This window comes from Arthrobacter sp. 210 2, from assembly GCF_059093025.1.
In genome coordinates this window covers 420,554-439,801 of the sequence record NZ_JBNHIE010000003.1, presented here as the reverse complement: position 1 = coordinate 439,801, position 19,248 = coordinate 420,554, and the positions used below count along the sequence as shown (strand labels likewise).

16 protein-coding genes are annotated in these 19,248 nt (G+C 65.8%); 9 read left to right on the top strand and 7 right to left on the bottom strand.

Translation table 11 applies throughout. The annotated features are described in order from the left end of the window. Window position 1 precedes the first annotated feature (1 nt). Complete coding sequence (locus tag AC5RWA_RS09310) at window positions 2–961, bottom strand: carbohydrate ABC transporter permease (RefSeq protein ID WP_494057377.1); 960 nt, start codon at window positions 959–961, stop codon at window positions 2–4. Between the two features lie 53 nt (window positions 962–1,014). Next, entirely contained in the window at window positions 1,015–2,304 is a 1,290-nt protein-coding gene (locus AC5RWA_RS09305) for an ABC transporter substrate-binding protein (protein WP_494057376.1), read from the bottom strand. 235 nt (window positions 2,305–2,539) lie between these two features. Here AC5RWA_RS09305 and AC5RWA_RS09300 point away from each other — a divergent pair, with 235 nt between their 5' ends. Further along, window positions 2,540–3,484 carry a LysR family transcriptional regulator gene (locus AC5RWA_RS09300; RefSeq protein WP_079596973.1) on the top strand — a complete coding sequence of 315 codons (945 nt, stop codon included), beginning with the start codon at window positions 2,540–2,542 and terminating at the stop codon, window positions 3,482–3,484. Between the two features lie 73 nt (window positions 3,485–3,557). Here the strand turns inward: AC5RWA_RS09300 and AC5RWA_RS09295 are convergent, their stop codons facing one another. The 4 genes from AC5RWA_RS09295 to AC5RWA_RS09280 form a co-directional block, all read right to left on the bottom strand. Beyond that, window positions 3,558–5,036 (bottom strand): C-glycoside deglycosidase beta subunit domain-containing protein, encoded by a 1,479-nt coding sequence (locus tag AC5RWA_RS09295; protein WP_494057375.1) that lies wholly within the window; start codon window positions 5,034–5,036, stop codon window positions 3,558–3,560. Between the two features lie 33 nt (window positions 5,037–5,069). Then, entirely contained in the window at window positions 5,070–6,362 is a 1,293-nt protein-coding gene (locus tag AC5RWA_RS09290) for a C-glycoside deglycosidase beta subunit domain-containing protein (RefSeq protein WP_275728364.1), read from the bottom strand. A 79-nt stretch (window positions 6,363–6,441) separates the two neighbouring features. Then, window positions 6,442–7,383, bottom strand: a complete 942-nt coding sequence (locus AC5RWA_RS09285; protein ID WP_494057374.1) for a carbohydrate kinase family protein — start codon at window positions 7,381–7,383, stop codon at window positions 6,442–6,444. 97 nt (window positions 7,384–7,480) lie between these two features. Continuing rightward, on the bottom strand, window positions 7,481–8,281 hold the full coding sequence (locus tag AC5RWA_RS09280) for an alpha/beta hydrolase (RefSeq protein WP_494057412.1): 801 nt from the start codon (window positions 8,279–8,281) through the stop codon (window positions 7,481–7,483). A 120-nt stretch (window positions 8,282–8,401) separates the two neighbouring features. Between AC5RWA_RS09280 and AC5RWA_RS09275 the strand changes: the two genes are divergently transcribed. Both AC5RWA_RS09275 and AC5RWA_RS09270 read left to right on the top strand, forming a co-directional pair. Next, on the top strand, window positions 8,402–9,982 hold the full coding sequence (locus tag AC5RWA_RS09275) for a succinic semialdehyde dehydrogenase (RefSeq protein ID WP_494057373.1): 1,581 nt from the start codon (window positions 8,402–8,404) through the stop codon (window positions 9,980–9,982). A 13-nt stretch (window positions 9,983–9,995) separates the two neighbouring features. Further along, window positions 9,996–10,814 (top strand): SDR family oxidoreductase, encoded by an 819-nt coding sequence (locus AC5RWA_RS09270; protein ID WP_494057372.1) that lies wholly within the window; start codon window positions 9,996–9,998, stop codon window positions 10,812–10,814. A gap of 20 nt (window positions 10,815–10,834) precedes the next feature. Here AC5RWA_RS09270 and AC5RWA_RS09265 read toward each other — a convergent pair whose 3' ends face one another. Beyond that, window positions 10,835–11,749, bottom strand: coding sequence for a LysR family transcriptional regulator (locus AC5RWA_RS09265; protein ID WP_079596979.1), 915 nt, complete (start codon window positions 11,747–11,749; stop codon window positions 10,835–10,837). A 274-nt stretch (window positions 11,750–12,023) separates the two neighbouring features. On the opposite strand from AC5RWA_RS09265, the gene AC5RWA_RS09260 reads away from it, so the two are divergent. From AC5RWA_RS09260 to AC5RWA_RS09235, 6 genes are all read left to right on the top strand, one after another. After that, on the top strand, window positions 12,024–13,103 hold the full coding sequence (locus AC5RWA_RS09260) for a PrpF domain-containing protein (RefSeq protein ID WP_079596980.1): 1,080 nt from the start codon (window positions 12,024–12,026) through the stop codon (window positions 13,101–13,103). Between the two features lie 72 nt (window positions 13,104–13,175). Further along, window positions 13,176–14,369, top strand: a complete 1,194-nt coding sequence (locus AC5RWA_RS09255) for a type 2 periplasmic-binding domain-containing protein (protein WP_079596981.1) — start codon at window positions 13,176–13,178, stop codon at window positions 14,367–14,369. A gap of 8 nt (window positions 14,370–14,377) precedes the next feature. Further along, window positions 14,378–16,405, top strand: a complete 2,028-nt coding sequence (locus AC5RWA_RS09250; protein ID WP_275728323.1) for a tripartite tricarboxylate transporter permease — start codon at window positions 14,378–14,380, stop codon at window positions 16,403–16,405. Window positions 16,406–16,448: 43 nt separating this feature from the next. Continuing rightward, complete coding sequence (locus tag AC5RWA_RS09245; protein ID WP_494057371.1) at window positions 16,449–16,832, top strand: universal stress protein; 384 nt, start codon at window positions 16,449–16,451, stop codon at window positions 16,830–16,832. A gap of 229 nt (window positions 16,833–17,061) precedes the next feature. Next, a complete protein-coding gene (locus AC5RWA_RS09240; protein WP_079596984.1) occupies window positions 17,062–18,504 on the top strand; it encodes an SLC13 family permease in 1,443 nt (480 codons plus the stop codon). Window positions 18,505–18,571: 67 nt separating this feature from the next. Then, window positions 18,572–19,231 (top strand): cyclodeaminase/cyclohydrolase family protein, encoded by a 660-nt coding sequence (locus AC5RWA_RS09235; RefSeq protein WP_494057370.1) that lies wholly within the window; start codon window positions 18,572–18,574, stop codon window positions 19,229–19,231. Window positions 19,232–19,248 lie beyond the last annotated feature (17 nt).

Sequence of the window (19,248 nt, the reverse complement as noted above, 5' to 3'; positions counted from 1 at the left end):
CTTAGTCCTCGGGGTTCGAACGCGTCAGCCGCTGCTGGAGTACGGCGAAGATCAGGATGATGGCGGCGAGCACCAGGGCCAGGGCGGCACCGCCCCCGAAGTTCCCGAGCGCAAAGGCCTGCTTATAGACCTGGGTGGCCAGCGTTTCCGTGGCTCCCGCGGGTCCGCCGCCGGTGAGCGCCATGATGGGGTCGAAGACTCGCAGTCCCTGGACGATTCCCAGCGTGGTGGCTATGGCGACGGCGGGTCGGATGGCGGGCAGGGTAACGTTCCGGAACCGCTGCCACAGGTTGGCGCCGTCAATGGCGGCCGCTTCCTCGACTTCCACCGGGACGCCGGCCAGGCCGGCCATGAAAATCACCATGGCAAAGCCGGTTGACGACCAGACCAGTACCACCAGGACAGTCCAGATGGCCCACTGCGGGTCGGCCAGCCACGGCTTGGCCTGGTCGCCGGCGCCTATTGCCGTCAGGAGGGCGTTGAACGGACCGTCGAAGTCGAAAATGTATTTCCAGATGTAGGCCGTGGCCAGCGGGCTGAGCACCACCGGCATAAAGAAGAGGGTCCGGAGGATGTAGCGGGTCTTGAGGACCCGGTTCAGGCCCAACGCAATGACCAGTCCTGCGATATTGCCCAGGAGAACCGAGCCGAAGGCCAGGAAAAGGGTGTTGGAGAGGGCTCCGACTTTCGTGGGGTCCTTGAAGATGGCCTCGAAGTTGGCCCAGCCCGTGATTTTGAACGAGCCGATGCCCGTCCAGTTGGTGAAGGCGAAGAATCCGCCGATTCCGGTTGCCACGTAGTGGATGGCAACCACCAGTGCGATTCCCGGCAGGGCCCACCACCAGTGTCCGAACTCCAGGCCGCGGCCCCGGGGGCGGGCGTTCTGTCCCGCCCCCGGAGTGCGCCTGCCTCGCCGGGGTGCTTCTGCTGCTTCGCTTTTCGGTTGCATCGTCGCAGTCATGGTATTCCTTGCTTGTCCCTTTGAGTGGTCGGAACGTTGATAGTGAAGAACGGCTACTGTCCCCAGGCGGCGTCCATGGCCTGCAGGACCTGGTCAGGGGTCTTCTGGCCGGTGATAATTCCCTGCACGCCGGTTGCGAGGGCGTCGTAGACGGCGGAGTTCGGCCACTGGCTGTTCGGCAACGGCCCGTATTTTCCATCCTTGATCAGGTCGCCGACGTTCTTGTACGCGCCGCCCTCGAAGTCGTAGCTGTCGATGCCACTCACCGGCAGCGCGCCGTCGATCTCTGCGAACGCCTTGGTCTGCTCCGGTTCGGCAGCCCAGGCGAGGAACGCCTTGGCGGCGTCCTTGTTCTTGGAGGCGGCGTTGATGGAGAAGGCGTAGTTGGCGCTGGCGTAGACGTAGTCGTTGCCAGAGCCCTTTTCAGCCGGCAGTGCCCGCACGCCGAATTCGGAACCGGCAGCGGCGGACTGCAGCTGCTTCCAGCTCGTGGCCGGAATGAATCCTGCCAGTGACGTACCGCTGGCAAGGCCCTTGGTAATGGCGTCGAAACCGGCGCCGGCGGCGCCCTTCTGGAAGCAGCCTGCGTCCTTCAGGGTGTTGACTGCTTCGAGTGCCGACTTCCAGCCGTCCGAGCCCGCGAAGGTGACCTCATTGGCCCCGCGCTTGTCGTTCCACTGGGGGTCTTCCGCGTAAACGCGGGAGGCTGCCAGGGACATCGCGGTAAGGCCCGTGTTGGGAGGCGCCGCGCCGGCAAGGGCGAAGAGGGATTTCCCGGACGATTCGAGGGACTTGCACTGCTGTTCAAGAGCCGCAAAGTCCGCGGGGAACTCGCCGGCCTCCTTGACCGCAACCTCGTTCGCGACCAGTGCGGACACGGTAATGGCCGTTGCCTGGCCGAAGACCTTGCCCTCCGGGCCGAAGCTGCTGGCGCTCCCCTCAGGCAGGAGCTCTTTGGCGGAATCGTCCAGGGGCTCAAGGAACCCGGCCTCCGCCAGGGGAAGGATGCTGCGTCCCTGGCCGCTGCCCGGCGAGGTCACCACAATGTCCGAGGCGTTGCCGGCCTGGAGCTGGGTCCGCAGGGTCTGGTCATAGGAGTCGTTAGGCTGGGGGTTGAACGTGATCTTGACGTTCGGGTTGGTCTCCATGTACTTCTCGGCGAGTACCTGAAAGGGGCTCTCGATGGTGTTGGAGGTGGCGAATGACAGGGAGAATTCCTGCGAGCCGCTTGAAGAGGCGTTGCTGCCGGTGGAGGCCGAGCAGCCGGTAAGGACGAGGGCTGCGATGGTGGGGACGGCGAGGGCGCCGGCCTTCAGGCCCGAATAGCGACGGTGCTGTGTCATGTCCAGCCTTTCTGACTTCGTTGTCGAAATTATCCGGGAGCCGTGACCCCGGTCACTCACCAGTATGCGGGAGATGTGCAGAAAAAGCACATAAGTCTTGCCGATGACAGACATAAGTTGAACGGGGGTCTGCAGAAGCAATCCGCATCGGAGGATGTGATGCACATCGCAGAACCTATTGATGCCACTGATACACTGACTGGACGAAAGTTCACCGTTGAAAGATCGACGTGCCGTGACGAATAATGTCCTGCTTTCCCGGCTCGACCTCAACCTGCTGATCTCGCTGGATGCCCTGATTACCGAGCGGAGCGTGACGAGGGCGGCCGAGCGGCTCCACCTGAGCCAGCCGGCGCTGAGCGCCTCGCTGGCGAGGCTCCGGTCCCATTTCGGGGATCCCATCCTGGCCCGCCGGGGCAATGCCTATGAGCTCACGCCCTTCGCGCTGCGGCTGGCAGAGCACACCACAACGGCGCTGGAGGCCGCCCGCCGTGTCTTCGAAAGCCAGGCGACCTGGGAGCCGAGCGAATCAGAGCGCGAGTTCTCCATTTACGGCTCTGATTACGGCTTTACCACGATCGGACGGGTGGTTTCGGAGCTTGCGGCCGAGCGCGCCCCCGGGGTCCGGTTCCGGTTCATGCTGCATAACCCGATGGTGGTGGAGGATGCCGCAAACCGCCTGCGTTCGGTGGACGGCATGGTGATTCCGCACGGCTTCCTGACCGGGCTCCCCTACCTTGACCTGTGGCGGGACGGCTGGGTCGCCGTCGTCTCGTCGTCCAATGACGCCGTTGGCGAGAACATCACCATGGAGAATATCGCCGAACTTCCCTGGGTGATGACCTACCAGACCCGTTCGGCGTCAACGTCGGCAGAACGCCAGATCATGCAGCTCGGTGTTGAGCCGCGTGTGGATGTGGTGGTGGAGAGCTTCCAGTCCCTGCCGCACTTCGTGGTGGGTACCAACCGGATCGCGCTCATCCAGGCGGCGCTGGTGCCGTTCGCGCTGCGCGTCGGCGGGGTGCGGATCCTGCCGCTGCCCTTCGATGCCACGCCCCTGGTCAACGCCCTGTGGTGGCACCCCGTCCATAACCGGGATTCGGAGCATGAGTGGATGAGGGAGCTCTTCACGGAGGCTGCCGGCATTGTTGCAGCGGCCGCGGCCCAGGAAGCCCCGTAAACAAATGCGCGCTTAAATGCCTCGGTGCCCGCCGGATGGACCGGCGGGCACCAAAGCATTCGGGATTGCAGGGTCAGGCGGATGCCAGGACAGACCGCATGCTCTTGCGTATGAGGTCGTGCTGCTTGCGGACCAGCAGCAGCGGATCCACCTCACCGAGCTCGGCGAAGGCGTGGCCCTCCCACTCGCTGGACCAGTAGCCGCGGTACCCGCCCTCGACGAATACCCGGACGAGTTCCGGATAGTCGATGGCCGGTTCGTTTCCTTGCTCGTCGATGTCATAGAACTTCGCGTGGACGTGCATGATCTGCGGCATGATGTCCGCCCACTCCTTCGGGCTAACGTGGCCGTGCATGTTGAAGGCCAGGTGCGCGAAGGAACCTAGGCGGGCCGGATCGAAGTCCCGTCCACGGAGGTAGCCGATGAACTCCTCCTGCCGGGCCCGCATTGGGGCGTCGGTAGCCCAGATGGCCTGCAGCGTGTGGATGGCTTCGTCGTCGAGCCCGGCGCGGCGGACGGCCCGCAGGAGCGTCGGGGACATGCTGTGCATGGTGGAGGAGAAGTCCGCCACGAAGCCCAGCAGCGGCGAATCGAGTTCCGCGTAGACGTCGCGGACCTTCATGATTTCCGGCGAGTTGGGGCCCAGCGGTGCGTGGATCTCGTAGGCGAGCTTGAGTTCGAGGTCCTCGGCGAGCGGCAGGAGCCGGCGCAGCAGCTCCGGCTTGGCGCTCTGGATGCGGACCAGCGGGAAGCCGAGTTTCTTGGCGCCATGGAAGAGCGTCTCGGTGAACTCATACTCCTCGTCCGGAGTCATGTCGCGGTCCCGTCGGCGGCCCATGTCCAGGTTGGCGCCGAAGGAGCTGGCGGTGAAGCCGTGCTTGTCGAAGGCCTCCTGCCAGGAACGGGCGAAGCCATCCGTCACGTGCGGGTAGGTGGGCAGGACCTGGGAGGCCACGATCTCGATGCCGGGGCCGATGCCCAGCCCGGCCACGCGGTTCAGCAGGCCGTCGAAGTCGTACCAGCCGGCCCTGAACTCGGCGCTGGCGGAGTACAGGGTAAGCCCGAGCGAGAAGGGATCGTCCTCAGCCTTCGGCGGAGGTGGGGCCACCGCCGTCGTCAATGCAGGAGCCGCGGCCACCCTGTCCGTAACGGTCAGCTCGAGTGTCTGGTTCACGAAGTTGGGGACGTACATGCCGGGGCCGCCGTCCTGGCCCGGGGCGATCTGCATATAGGGCAGGCGCAGCTCCCCGATCAGCTGGACCGTGTGCTGGCCGCCCAGGGCCACCGGGGTATCCCGCTTGGCGATCAGCAGGGGGTGCTCCTGCAGGTACCAGAGGGTTTCGCTCCGGGCCGGCAGGTCGGCGAGTGCGTAGCGGACGCCTCCGAGTTCCAGGGCCAGGTCATCGGCAGGAACGTCCTGTCCGTCAATGGTGAGCCGCAGGCTGGAGACCGAGGAGAGCCACAGGCTCCGGTACCACGGCAGCGTCAGGGCCAGGGCAAGGCCGTCGGGATGGGTGCGGAGGCTTGAATCGTCAAGAAGTCCGTTGGGCATGGCTGTTCTCTTTGCTGGAGGAGGAATGGGTTTTTATTGAAGTCCGGCGGTGATGCGGCGGATCAGCGCGTGCTGGCGCCGCACCTGTTCGATGGCCCGCCAGGGCGTGCGTTCGCCTTCGTATTCGCTGGAGAGGTAGCCGGTGTAGCCGGCGTCCTTGATCGCCTTGAGCACCGGCAGCCAGGGAATCTGCTGGTCTTCGAGTTGCTCGTTGATGTCGTGGAACTTGGCCTGGATGAACACCACGTACTGGGCGATTGCTGCGAAGTCGGCGGGGTCGACGCCGATGCCGTCCAGGAAGGCGGGCCGGGTTGCGCGGGTCTCGCCTTCGCGCAGCGGGATGGGCCGGTCCTGGAATATTCCGGTGTCGATGAGCAGGCCGAAGTTCTTGGTTCCGGTCCGTTCGATGAGGCCAATGTAGTCGTCCACGACGGGGTGCTTGATGGGTGTGGGTGAGTGGATCTCGGGGCAGATGATGATCCCCAGCTCGTGCGCCAGGTCGAGGGAGCGTTCCACGGACTCGGTCCAAATCGGGTCCGGAACCAGGTCGCTGGATACAACGCCGATTTTGGGCCGCACAAAGCCGAAACCCAGCCGGTGGGCAAGCCGCAGGTCACGCTGCAGTGCCTCGGCACCCTCGGCAGCCGTCATGCTCCGCCCCGGGTGCAGCCGGGTATCGATCCAGGATCCGTAGCTCGTGGGCTCCAGGGAGTACTTTTCGAGCAGGCTGAACCAGTTGTCGGTCCATGCCGGGGTGGGTTCGGGGTAGCCGGGCACGTGGCCTTCACCGAGGATCTCGACGCCGGTGGCACCCACATCCGCCACGGCCGCCAACGCGGTTTCCAGGTCCATCACCGTGCCGTAATCGCCCATGAAGCTGTAAAGGGAAACGCCGTAGCGGAAGGTACCGCCGCCGCCTTCCGGCGCCAGCGTTACTTTCCGGCTGACCCGGTGGGTGGTGGGCTGGTGCTCAACAGGGATGTAGGACATCCGCAGCCGCAACTCGATGCTGATCTCGTGGACGCCCTGCGGCAGGCCGCCGTCGAGCGGAACGGTGACCACTGCCGCCTCCTCAAGGGGCCAACGGACGCCGTCGCTCTCCCAGAGCTGCCGCAGGGTGTAGGTCCGCCCGCCCAAGGTCCACAGCGGAACGTCGGGTCCGACGTCAACGAGGTTGCCCACCCGGACGGCGATGCCGTCAATGAGGGACGCGGCCATGCCGCGGTATGAAGGCATCCGGACCCGGAACTGGAAGCCGGTCACGCGTCCGCCCTCGGTGACGTTGCGGAAGCCGACGGACTGGATGAGGTCTCTTTCGAGAAGCATCATTGCTCACTCTCTCTAGGTGCAAAACCAGCGTAACAGCATTATGTCGGTTTCACACCTAAGTTTGTGAGTATCCTGCCTAACTCTCCCCGGGTGCCCCGTTCAGCTCGGCCCGCGTGGGCGGGTTGGCACCGGGACGCGACACGGTGACAGCAGCAGCCCGGGCAGCGTGGGACAGGAGTTCGGCGAGGCCTTCGGCGGGAAGTTCCCGGAGGTCCTTGCGGTTCTGCGCACCGTCCAGGCCGCGGTCCACCAGGCCGGACAGGAGCGCCGCCATAAACGAATCCCCGGCACCCACGGTGTCCGCCACCTCAACCTTTGGCGCATCCACCTTGGCCTCGCCGGCCCGGGTGATTCCCCACGGCCCGTCAGCGCCGCGCGTGACCACCACCATGGCCGGCCCTTCCGCACCGCCCAGGGTCAGCCAGCGGCGCGCGGCGTCCAGCACGTCCATGTCCGGGTACAGCCAGGCCAAGTCCTCGTCGGACGCCTTCACCACGTCCGCCAGGGACACAAACTTCTCCGCATGGCGCCGCGCGTAGGCCACATCGGTAATGATGCTGGGCCGGCAGTTGGGGTCGAAGCTGATGGTGGCGCGCGGGTGGGCATATTCGACGGCGGCGAGCACGTCGGTGGCGCCCGGCGCCAGCATCGTGGCGATGGAGCCGGTATGCAGCAGGGTGGTGCCCTGCAGCATAAAGGCGAGCCGGTCAGCGATGCCGGGAAGCTGCCAGGTGAGGTCGAACGTGTAGGTGGCGGCGCCGTCGTCGTCAATCAGGGCGGTGGCCACGCTGGTGGGCAGCTCGTCCGGGCCCAGCGGCAGCATCACGGAACTGGCGCGCAGGTGTGCCGCCACCGAGTCGCCGTACGCGTCGCGGCCGTACCGGCCGATAAACTGCACGGGGTGGTCCAGGCGGGCCAGGCCCACCGCCACGTTGAGGGGGCTGCCGCCCACGTGCGCTTCGATTCCGGAGGCGCGCTGGACAACGTCGACGAGGCCTTCGCCAATAACTGTGAGCATGCTCATACTCTGCCAGAGGAGCGGCTGGCCGGCACGTTGCTAAGCACGATGACGGTAATTCCTGCCGACTGGCCGGGCTGACTGATGCTCTGACCCGCTATGGCGCCAGCAGCTCCTGGACCAGCTCCCGGCACTTCACGTAGGCCGGGGCGTGGGGATCGATGAGCGCGAAGTGGTCCCCGGGTACCGTCACCAGCTGCGCGGGCACCTTTCCGCCGCGGCTTGCCTCCACATACGTGTCGGACATGGCCAGCGGCACATCGTCGTCCTCTGTCGTGTGGACGGCATAGACGAGGATGTCCAGCGGCAGCGCGGCCATCGGATCCGCGTACCGGTGCCGTCCGGGAACGTCCGACGACGGCCCGCCCAGCAAGTTGGCCACGGCACCGTTGCTGAGGTTGAGCCTTTCAGCTTCCGCCAGATTAAGGACACCGGACTGGCTCACCACTCCGGTGAGGCGGACGCCGTCGGCTGTGGCCACGACTTCGCGCTGTTCGGCCTCCAGCCCCAGCCGGCCCAGCCGGTCCCGTCCTGCCGCCCACACCGCCAGGTGGCCGCCGGCGGAGTGCCCCAGGGCGACAACCTTTCGCAGGTCCAGCGCATGCCGGCCGGCAAGGTCGCGGAGTTTGTCGATCCCCGCCAGCACGTCCTCGAAGGTGTGCGGCCAGCCCCCGCCGTTTCCGGCCCTCCGGTACTCCAGGTTCCAGGCCGCCATGCCGTGGCTGGCAAGGTCCAGGGCAATCGGCTCCCCCAGTTCCGCACCGTACGTCGAGCGCCAGTACCCGCCGTGGATCACCACCACCACGCCCCGGTGTGTCCCGCCCCCGGGCACCTCCTGCAGGAAAAGCTCGCCCCACTGGCTGGGGTCGTCGCCGTAGCCATACCTGTTCCGCTGCACTGCGTCCTCCACGTGCCGAGCCTACACGGAGGGCTTTGCTGCATTACCGCCGAGGCAGGTGCCCCCGCCGGACGGGCAGGGTTAGGCTCAGGAGGAAACTGCAGGCAAAGGAGACGCAGCATGAGCAGCAGGACCGGCCCCGCCCGGACGCCGGCAACAGCCGGCCGGAAGCCATCCGCACCCGGAGATCATTCCCGTCTTTCCGCGCTCGTGGCCGCCGCCCCCGGACGGCCGGGGCAGGTGTCCTTTTCTCCCTTCGACGGCGGCGCTGTGGGTGAAGTGCCTGTCTGCACTTCCGGTGACGTCAAAAACGCCGTTGCCGGCGCGCGGGCAGCCCAGCGGAAGTGGGCCGCCGTTTCCATGAGGGAGCGCAGCGCCGTCGTCCGGCGTTTCCATCAACTGCTTCTCGAACGGGAGACGGAGATCCTTGACCTCGTCCAGGCCGAGAGCGGCAAGTGCCGGCTCAATGCGTTCGAGGAACTTGCCGACGCAGCCCTCACCGCGGCCTACTACGGGCGCACAGCCGAACGGTACCTGCGCCCCGCACGGCGGAGGGGTGCGGCCCCGGGCCTGACAAGGGCCGTGGAATACCGAACTCCCAAGGGCGTGGTGGGCATCATCAGCCCGTGGAATTATCCGCTGACCCTCGCCGTCTCGGACGCAATCCCCGCCCTGCTGGCGGGCAACGCGGTTGTCCTCAAACCTGATTCGCAGACCCCTTTCACCCCGCTGCTGGCCCTGGAACTGCTGCGGGAGGCCCGGCTTCCGCATGACCTGTTCCACATCGTCACCGGGGACGGACCCCTATTGGGACCGGCGCTCATCGCCGGGATTGATTTCCTGATGTTCACCGGCTCGTCGGAAACTGGGAAACTGGTGGCAAAGCAGTGCGGCGAGCGCCTCATTGGTTTCTCCGCGGAGCTGGGCGGGAAGAATGCCATGCTGGTCCTCGCGGACGCGGACCTGGAAAAGGCCGCCCGGGGTGCCGCGCAGGGCTGCTTCTCCAATTCAGGGCAGCTGTGCATCAGCATGGAGCGGATCTACGTGCACCACGGAGTCTTCGCGGGATTCCTGGCTGCCTTCACGAAGGAGGTGGAGGCGCTTCGCCTGGGTACTGGTCCGGGCTGGGACATCGACATGGGTTCACTCACCGGCCAGCGGCAGCTGGACCGGGTCACCGCCCACGTCCAGGACGCCGTCTCGAAGGGTGCCAGGATTGTCACGGGCGGCCGCGGCAGGCCGGACCTTGGCCCGTTCTTCTACGAACCCACCATCCTCACCGGCGTGACGGAGGACATGACCGTCGCGCGTGAGGAAACGTTTGGACCCGTCGTCGCCGTGTACCAGGTGAAGGACGACGACGAAGCCGTCGCCTTGGCCAATGACTCCCGCTACGGACTGAACGCCAGCGTTTGGTCCGCCCGCCACGGACAGAAAGTGGGGCGGCGGCTGCTGGCCGGGACCGTCAACGTGAATGACGGGTACTCGGCTGCATGGGCCTCCCACGATGCGCCGATGGGCGGGATGAAGGACTCCGGTGCCGGGCGGCGCCACGGCCGGGCGGGAATTCTGAAGTACACCGAGGCGCAGACCGTCGCAATTCAGCGGATCTTCCCCATTGGCCCGGCGCCGGGAATGACAAACAAGCGGTACACCCGGCTGGTCAAGGGCGCGATACGCCTGATGGGCCGGTTCTCCTGATGGGACCCGGCTGATGGGCCGCGGCACTTCCCTGTCCGGCAGGACCGTGCTGGTCACAGGGGGAGGCAGCGGCCTGGGCCGGCGGATGGCCATCGGTGCCGCCCGGCGGGGTGCCCGCGTGGTCATCTGGGACGTCTCCGCCGAAAGCGGCAGCTCCGTCCGGGAGGAAATCCGCGCCGCGGGCAACCTTGCGGAAGCGCAAACCGTAAACGTGGCGGACAAGGATGCTGTCAAGCAAGCAGCAGCGGCTGCCGGGCAGGTGGATGTGCTGGTCAACAATGCGGGGGTGGTCAGCGGCCGGCAGCTCCTCGACGCGACCGACGACGACATCAGACGGACGTTCGACGTCAATGTCCTGGCCCTCTACTGGGTGACGCGCGCGTTCCTGCCCGGGATGGTGGACCGGGGCCGGGGCGCCGTAGTAACCATCGCAAGCGCGGCGGGCCTGGTGGGGGTGGCCAAACAGACTGACTACTCCGCCAGCAAGTTCGCGGCCTTCGGCTTCAACGAATCCTTGCGCGCTGAGCTGCGGAACGGAAGGACCGGAGTGTCAACCTTGGTGGTCTGCCCGTACTACATCGACACGGGAATGTTCGACGGCGTGCGCACCCGGTTTCCCAGGCTGCTTCCCATCCTGAAGGAAGAAGAAGTAGCGGCGGGGATCCTGGACGCCATAGAAAGCGGACGGCAGAAACTGGTGCTGCCGCCGCTCGTGAACTTGGTTCCGGCAGCGCGGATGCTTCCCGTCGGAGCGTTCGACCGCCTGATGGATGTCCTGGGCATCAACCGGACCATGGACCAGTTCACCGGGCGCGCCCGTGATGCCTTATAGCCCCAGCCACATTGGTTCCGTCACCGGAAGTCGACACTCTTGTCTTTGGCTACCTCCAGCAGCGTCGTCTGGAAGGCGATCTCGGCCGCGGCCCTGACCCTGTCATGCCGGTGTGCCAGGAGCACCCGGCGGGAGGGGGCACTCGAGCCCAGCGAGACGATGCTGACACCTGGGTGCTTGTTCACCACAGCCGTCCGGGGGGCAAGGGCTATGCCCAGGCCCACGCTGACCATAGCCTGGGCCTCCTGGTAGTCATTGGCATGGAAGGAAATCCGCGGTGAAAATCCTGCAGCCTGGGCGCTGCGGTGGAGCACCTCGACCACCGGGTGCTCCTCTTCCCGGACAATCCACTCCTCATTCGCCAGGTCCGCCATGTCCACCTGCTTGCGGCGGGCGAGCCTGTGGTCCTTGCCCACGATGAGGGCCGTGGCATCCTCGAAGACGGTTGTCAGGGCGAAGTTTTCCGGGCTCAGGCGGTTCCATTCGTAGTCCCAGAGCAGGGACATCCCCACTTGCCCGTTTTCCAGCATCTCAATGAGGTCATCAAAGCGGCTGCTGCGTACGTGCAGGGTGATCGCCGGGTACTGCGCCTTGAACCTGCTGATGACCAACGGCAGGAACGAACCACCCAGGGTGGGAAACGTCCCCATGGTGAGGCTGCCCCGGTTCAGCCCCGCGATCTCGGCAAGGTCCGCTTCCGCCGCTGCCATCTGGCGGAGGATCCTTCGTGTGTGCGCCGTCAGGACATGGCCTGCGTCCGTGGGCACCATTCCCCTGGCCTGCCGCTGCAGGAGGGGCTGCCCCACTTCGGCCTCGAGGCGCCGGAGCTGCTGCGAAACGCCGGAGGGGGAATAGACGTGCTTCTCTGCCGCGGCAGTGATCGAACCGAGCTCCACAACATCCAGCAACAGTTCCAGTCTCCGAACGTTCAGCATGGCGGCCTTCCTTGAAGTTTTCGTTATACCCCCCTAACAATTTTAGCCACTTACTTCATCCAGTGCGGCGCGGCGCGGGGTGCCGTCGCGGTCCCCGCCCGAAAAGACCCAGTCCACGTTCCTGACGCGTGGCTTCAGGGTGCTACGAATGAAGTAAAAGTGCAGGGATATGCAGTTTTTAGCGTTTGTAATTCATCTGGGATGGGCATCACACTGGGTTAGCCGACAGGGCAGATCGCCCGTATTCCGGCGCCGGGAAGGTGTGAAAGCAATCATGGTAAAGATCCCTGCCGCTTGGATGCGTGGCGGAACCAGCAAGTGCTGGGTCTTCGAATGGGACAGCCTGCAGGTCCCGGGGAAGACCGTGGATGAGGTCCTCCTGCGGCTCTACGGGAGTCCGGACAACCGCCAGATCGATGGTGTTGGCGGCGGTACATCGACCACCAGCAAGGCCGTCATCCTGTCCCGCTCGCTCTCCGATGAAGCGGATGTGGATTACACCTTCGCCCAGGTGGGCATCGAGGAACAGCGCGTCGACTGGGGCAGCAACTGCGGCAACTGCTCGGCCGTCGTCGCCCCGTATGCCATCGAACGCGGCTGGGTGGAAGCGGGTCCTGAGACCACGCTGGTCCGCACCCTGAACACCAACACCAACCAACTCATCCTGCAAAAGGTCGATACACCCGGCGGCGAACTGGGTTACTCCGGCGACCAGGTCATCCCCGGTGTACCGTTCCCAGGCATGCCGGTGGGAATGGGCTTCTTCGACCCCGCCGGACGGACAACGGGAAAGCTCTTCCCCTCCGGGGAGCCAATGGACAAGGTCACCTTTGACGGCAGGCAGGTGCCGGCAACGCTTATCGACGCCGGCGCTCCCGTTGTCATCGTGGAAGCCGAATCCGTGGGCCTGACCGGCCACGAAACGGCAGCAGAGATCGACTCGCGGACCGAACTGCTGGTGCATCTCGATGACATGCGCCGAGACGCTGCGGTGCAGATGGGACTGGCCGGAAGCCGGGCGGAAGCCGAACGCGCCATTCCCAAACTGGCCCTCGTGGCCAGGGCCGGGCAGTCCGACGAAGCGGACCTGGTGGTCCGCATGCTGTCCATGGGCCGCCTCCACCCGGCCCTTGCCATCACGGGCAGCGTTGCTCTGACCATGGCGGCCCAGCACACCGGAACCGTGGCGGCGAACCTCATCACCAGTGACGTTTCACAGGGCGTCACCCTGCGGACCCCTGCCGGCCTGGTCCAGACCTGGTCTGAAGCCAGGGACGGGGTCCCCGTTGTCGGTGCGCTGCGCAGTGCCCGGCGGCTTGCCGACGCGGAACTCCTGCTGCCGGACACCTGGTAAAGCGCCCCATTACAAGCACGCCCCCTCCGGCTGCCCCCACAGCTGGCACGGCACATGATTAAGGACCCCTCAATGACGAGTCAAAAGTCTTCCCTGGAACCTCCCGAAGGCCTCCAGGAAACAGCGGCCACGGAACAGCCCGAACCGGCCAAGCACAGCCGCCGCATGGTGCTGGGAGCAGTAGCCTCCTTCGCCGTTCTTGGCCTGGCAACAACCGTGCTGGGCGAAGGGCTCCTGAACCCGCCCTCCAGCACCGAAGACGGGAACTACAGCGGCGAAACCGTTGAATTCCTGATTCCCCTGGCCTCCGGCGGCGGCACCGACACCTGGGCCCGCTTCATCGGTACGGAACTGACCAACTACATCCCCGGCCGCCCCGGATTCGCGCCCGTCAACGAACCCGGCGGCGAGGGCATCTCGGGCACCAACAAGTTCGCCCGCTCGGCAAAGACCGACGGTACCGAGATCCTGGTGGGCACCGCGTCCACCGTGGTTCCGTGGGTCCTGGGCCGCTCGGCCGTGAAGTACTCGTTCGAGGACCTGAAACCCGTGGTGGTCAACGGCACCGGCGGCGTCATCTACGCCCGGACCGAAGCCGGCGTCAACGGCATCGGCGACCTCATCAACAGGGACAAGCCCCTAGAATTCGGAGGCATCAGCGCCACCGGGCTGGACATCACCACCCTCGTCGCCTTCGATCTGCTCGAAGCGGACGTGACCTCCACCTTCGGCTTCGAAGGCCGCGGCCCGGTCAACCTGGCGCTGCAGCGCGGAGAGATCGACCTGGATTACCAGACCACCTCCGCCTACGGCTCCGCCGTGGAGGGCATCGCCAAGGAGGGCAAAGCCACCGTGCTGATGTCCTTCGGGCAGCTGGACGGCTCCGGCGACGTCATCCGGGACCCCAACTTCCCGGATGTGCCCACGGTCGTCGAAGCGTACGAGCAGCTGCACGGCAAGAAGCCCTCAGGGGAAAAGTTCGAGGCGTACAAGACCCTGCTCGGCCTGACGTACACCTACCAAAAGGGCCTTTGGGTCCCCAAGGACACGCCCGAGAAGGCCATCACGCTGCTGCGTGAATCAAACGAAAAGCTCGGCGCCGACCAGGGCTTCCAGGCAAAGGCAGCGAAAGTCCTGGGCGGCTACCCCCTGGTAGCGGACGCGGACATGGCCAACCGCGTCAGGGACGCCTACACCGTCAGCAGCTCCGTCAGGTCCTACGTCAAGGACTTGCTCGAGAGCACCTACAACATCCACGTTGAATAAGGACCATCATGCTTGACTCCGCTATGGCAGCGCTGGCATCACTCGCTGACCCGTCCCTGCTCATCATGCTCCTGATCGGCACAGTCGCCGGCCTCATCATGGGCCTCATCCCCGGCCTCGGCGGCACAGGCGCCGTCGCCATCCTCCTGCCCATCACCTTCGGCATGGAACCGCCACAGGCCCTGGCACTCCTCATCGGCGCACTCGCCGTGGTCCACACGTCAGACACGGTCTCGGCCGTGCTGCTTGGTGCCCCCGGCTCCGCCTCAGCCAGCGTGACAATGCTCGACGGCTACTCCATGGCCAAAAAAGGGCAGGCCGCCAGGGCACTGACGCTTGCGTTCCTGTCCTCCATGGCGGGCGGCATCATCGGCGCCGTCGGCCTCACGCTCGCCATACCCCTCGCCCGGCCGCTCGTGCTGTCCTTCGCAAGCCCGGAACTGTTCATGCTGACAGTCCTCGGCGTAGCCCTCGCCGCCGTTCTCTCCCGCGGCAACATCATCAAGGGCATCTCCGCAGGCCTCCTCGGCCTGGTCCTCGGCATGGTGGGCACCTCACCCACAACGGCCGAGGAGCGCTTCACCTTCGGCAGCCTGTTCCTGGGCGACGGACTGTCACTGGTAGCCGTGGCCCTGGGCATCTTCGGCCTGGCCGAAATCGCCTCACGGGCCAGCCAGCGCCGCGGCCAGACGGAGAACATCACCGTTGGCGGAGGCTGGGGCAAGGGCATCCGGGAATGGCTGTCCCACTGGACGCAGGTCATCCGGGGCGCACTCATCGGCATCTGGGCCGGCGTGCTGCCCGGCGTCGGCGCCACGGCCGGAACATGGCTGGCCTACGGCCAGGCCGTTGCAACCGCCAAGGACAAGCGCCAGTTCGGCAAGGGCGACCCCCGCGGCATCGTCGGCCCCGAAAGCGCCAACAACTCCGTCGAAGCCGGCGACCTCATCCCCACCCTTCTGTTCGGCATCCCCGGCGGCGTCCCTTCGGCAATGCTCCTGGGCATGCTGCTTACCTACGGAATCCAGCCGGGCCCGTCCATCATCACCGAACACCTGGACCTGATGTACCTCATCGTGTGGTCCTTCGCGATTGCTTCCATCCTCGGGGCCCTGTTCTGCTTCCTCAGCGTCAAGCAGCTCGCCAAGCTCACCAAGGTCCCCTTCGCCGTCCTGGCTGCAGGCCTCGTGGCCGTTATGCTGCTCGGTTCCTTCCAGGAAGGCGGCCAGCTCGGCGACCTCTGGGTGATGATCATCCTCGGCGTTTTCGGCTGGCTGCTGAAGTCCACCGGATTCCCCAGGGCGCCGTTCCTCATCGGGTTCGTCCTGGCAATCCCGCTGGAACGCTACTACTTCCTCACCGACAGCCTCTACAACGGACTGGACTGGATGGCCCGCCCCGGCGTGCTGGTCTTCCTCGCCATCCTCATCCTGCCCATCCTCTGGGCCTTCATCAAGTTCATCCGCGCCCGCAGGAACACCAACCTCGACGACGGACACCGGGACGAGCGCCCGGAAGATGACGAAAGCCCGCTGAAGGACTCCACCTGGTCCCTCGCCGCCGCAGGCATCTTCGCCGCCGCCTTCGCCGCAGCATTGATTTCCTCGGCGTCGTTCTCTCCCGAGGCCCGGCTGGTGCCCCAACTGGTCAGCATCGGAGGCCTGGTCTTCTCCGGCATACTGCTCTTCATTGAGATCCGGACAAGGCTTCGCGGCAGGACGCCTAACGCAGGTCAGACCATCTCCGAGGAGGCAGAGGGAATCCTTGCCACACAGCCCGCGAAGGCAGGCTGGACCCTCGACGCAAAGTTCGCGTTCAAGACCTTCCTATGGATGACAGGGTTCCTGGCCCTCACGGCCGCCTTCGGATACCTGATCGCAGTCACGATCTTCATCCCGGCCTTCCTCCTGATAGTCGCAAGGGCCCGGCTCAAGACGGCGGTGGTCTACACAGCGGTGCTGTACGTGGTGCTCCTCGCACTCCCGTCGCTCCTTCCCATCGACCTGCCCCAGGGCTGGCTCAACACACTCGTCTAGGAACCAGCATGCCCACCACCAAAAACGACGGAAGAGAAAAACCATGACGGTTCTCGTTGCCTACGCCCCCGCCCCGGAGGGCCGCGAAGCCCTCACCCAGGGGATCGCCGAAGCAGTGCTCAGGAAAGCGGACCTCCTTGTGGTCAACGTTGGCCGCGGCCATCACGGCCTGGAGGCGAATGAGCTGAAGGACATTGAAGACCGGCTGCAGGCAGCAGGGCAGGCACTGCATCTCGAATCCTCGGTCCTCGCAGACCCCGGTGACGCGGTCATCCAGATCGCCCAGGACCGGAACGTGGACATGATCGTCATCGGCCTGCGGCACCGCTCCATGGTGGGGAAACTCATCCTGGGAAGCACCGTCCAGCGCATCCTGTTGGACGCCACCTGCCCCGTACTCGCCGTCCGCGCAGACCGGCTCAACTGACCATCCTGCTCAACCAACCACACGGCGGGACCGCCTCCATCCGGTCCCCCACTGGCTGCCGGTAATGCCGGCAGGCATGTCCCACCCCGCATTCCATCGCAACAGGAACCCCGAAGGACGGGCGCGGGGCGGGACAGCACCAGAAGGAGGCAGGGAGCCAACCAGTCACCCTGCCTCCTTCGCACGCCCCCAGCAGTTGCAGCGGGGACCCGATCCACGAGGAGACCACATGATTAGCACCGAGCAACAGACCGCCGCCCCGGAGGGCGATTCCCGGGAGCACAGTCCCGGGCCCCGGCCCCGCCGCCGTATCCTACTGATTGCGGCTGCCGGTTTCGCGCTTCTGAGTCTGGTGGCCATCGTGCTGGGAGGGAACCTCTTCACCCCGGCGGCCACCACGGATTCGGAGCCGACCATGACCGCGACCCAGATCGTCCCGCTCGTCGTCCTCGTGGTGATGTTCATCGTGGCCACCAAATGGCCGCTGAACATCGGCGTGATGGGCCTGGTGGCATCCTTCGGCATCGGCTACTTCATGCTCGGAATGACGGACCGGGAAATCCTTGCGGAATTCCCTGCCAGCATCGTCCTGACCATCATCGGTGTCACCTACTTCTTCAGCATGGCCCAGCGGAACGGCACCATCGACATCATCGTCCAGAGCTGCGTCCGCCTTGTCCGGGGCAAGACGCTGGTGCTTCCCTGGGTCTTCTTCCTGCTGGCCGCGGCGCTGACGGCGCTGGGCACCTTCTCCCCTGCCGCCGTCGCACTGCTGGCACCCGCGGCGATCGGATTCGCCTACGAGTCGCGCATCCATCCCGTCCTGATGGGCGCCTTCATCATCAACGGAGCGCACGCGGGCGGCTTCTCCCCGCTGTCCGTGGCGGGCGTGCTGGTCCATGACATCGCGCTGGACAACGGCTTCCCCATTTCCCAGGGTGCCCTCTTCACGGCCAGTTTCGCCCTCAACCTCATCCTGTCCGTCCTGACAATCGTCATTTTCGCCCTCTTGGGCCGCCTTCGGGACGGCGAAAAGGGCCAGCACGCCGACCTGGTAGTACCGGTCACCATCAGGCCGCACGGCCAGCAGATCCTCACCCTGGTGCTGATCGTTGCGATGCTCGTCTGCACCTTGGGCTTCCGCATGCCCATCGGATTTGTTGCCCTCTCCGCGGGACTCCTGCTAGCCCTCATCAACATCAAGGAACACCAGACGTTCATCGGCGGCATTTCCTGGTCCACGGTCCTGCTGGTGGCCGGCATGATCACCTACGTCTCCCTGCTCCAGCACGTCGGAGTCATCGACACCCTCGCCGAGCAGGCCCTGGCACTGGGAGCACCGCTGCTCATCGCACTCGTCCTTTGCTACGTGATAGGCGTCGGCTCGGCCTTCGCCTCCTCGACGGCGCTGCTCACCGCCTTCATCCCCCTGGCCGGCCCGCTCCTGGCCACGAGCACCCTCAGCGCCTCCGGAACGGTGGCAGCACTCGCCATTGCCGCCACCGTCGTCGACGTTTCCCCCTTCTCCACCGACGGTGCCCTTGTGGTGGCCAACGCCCGCGAAAACGACAGGCAGCGCGTCTACAAGCAGCTGATGATCTACGCCGGAGCCGTGGTGCTGACCGCCCCGGCACTGGCATGGGTCCTGCTGGTGCCAACAGGCATCATGTAAGCATCGCCGAAGGCCCCGGAATGGACCTCCCCGTTTGGCCGGGACCGTTTCTGGGCACGATGTTGTCATGGATGCTGCGGAAACTATTACTACCCAAGACTCCACGGTCGATGAATGGACGGAGGCCCTGGCCCAGTCCACCGGATCCCCGGGCGGTGGCGCCGGGTCCGGGCTGATGCTTGCCGTGGCGGCGTCACTGACTTCCATGGTTGCCGGTTACACGGAACCGAAAGAGCACGAGGGCGCGGAAGTGGCGGAGATCCGGGAGCGGGCCCAGGCCCTCCGGCGGGAGGCCCTGCAGCTCGCCGATGAGGATGCGACGGCGTCCCAGGCCTTTGGTGCCGCGTTCCGCCTGGATCCGGGTCCGGACCGGGAGGAAGCCATCCACCGCGCGTCACTCGACGCCGCCAAGTCATCGGCCGTGCTCGGCGAGCGCGCCATCGAAGCCGTCGATGACCTGGCCTGGCTGGCGGCCAACGGCAACCCGGCGCTCATTGCCGATGTCGTCGTCGCGTTCGGGGCACTGCGTGCGGCGGTGGCCGGGGCGCGGACCAACGTCAGTTTCGACCTTGCGTCGCTGCGGTCCGCGGGCGCCACCCTTGAGCAGATCCGTGAACAGCACCAGGACCTGTGGTCCGCTGTGGAACGCCTCAGCACCGCGCTTGACCGGATCGACGGACTGACGGCCCGGATTGATCACCGCGCGGCCCCCACCGATAGCATCTGATGGAGCGGGCTCCCCAT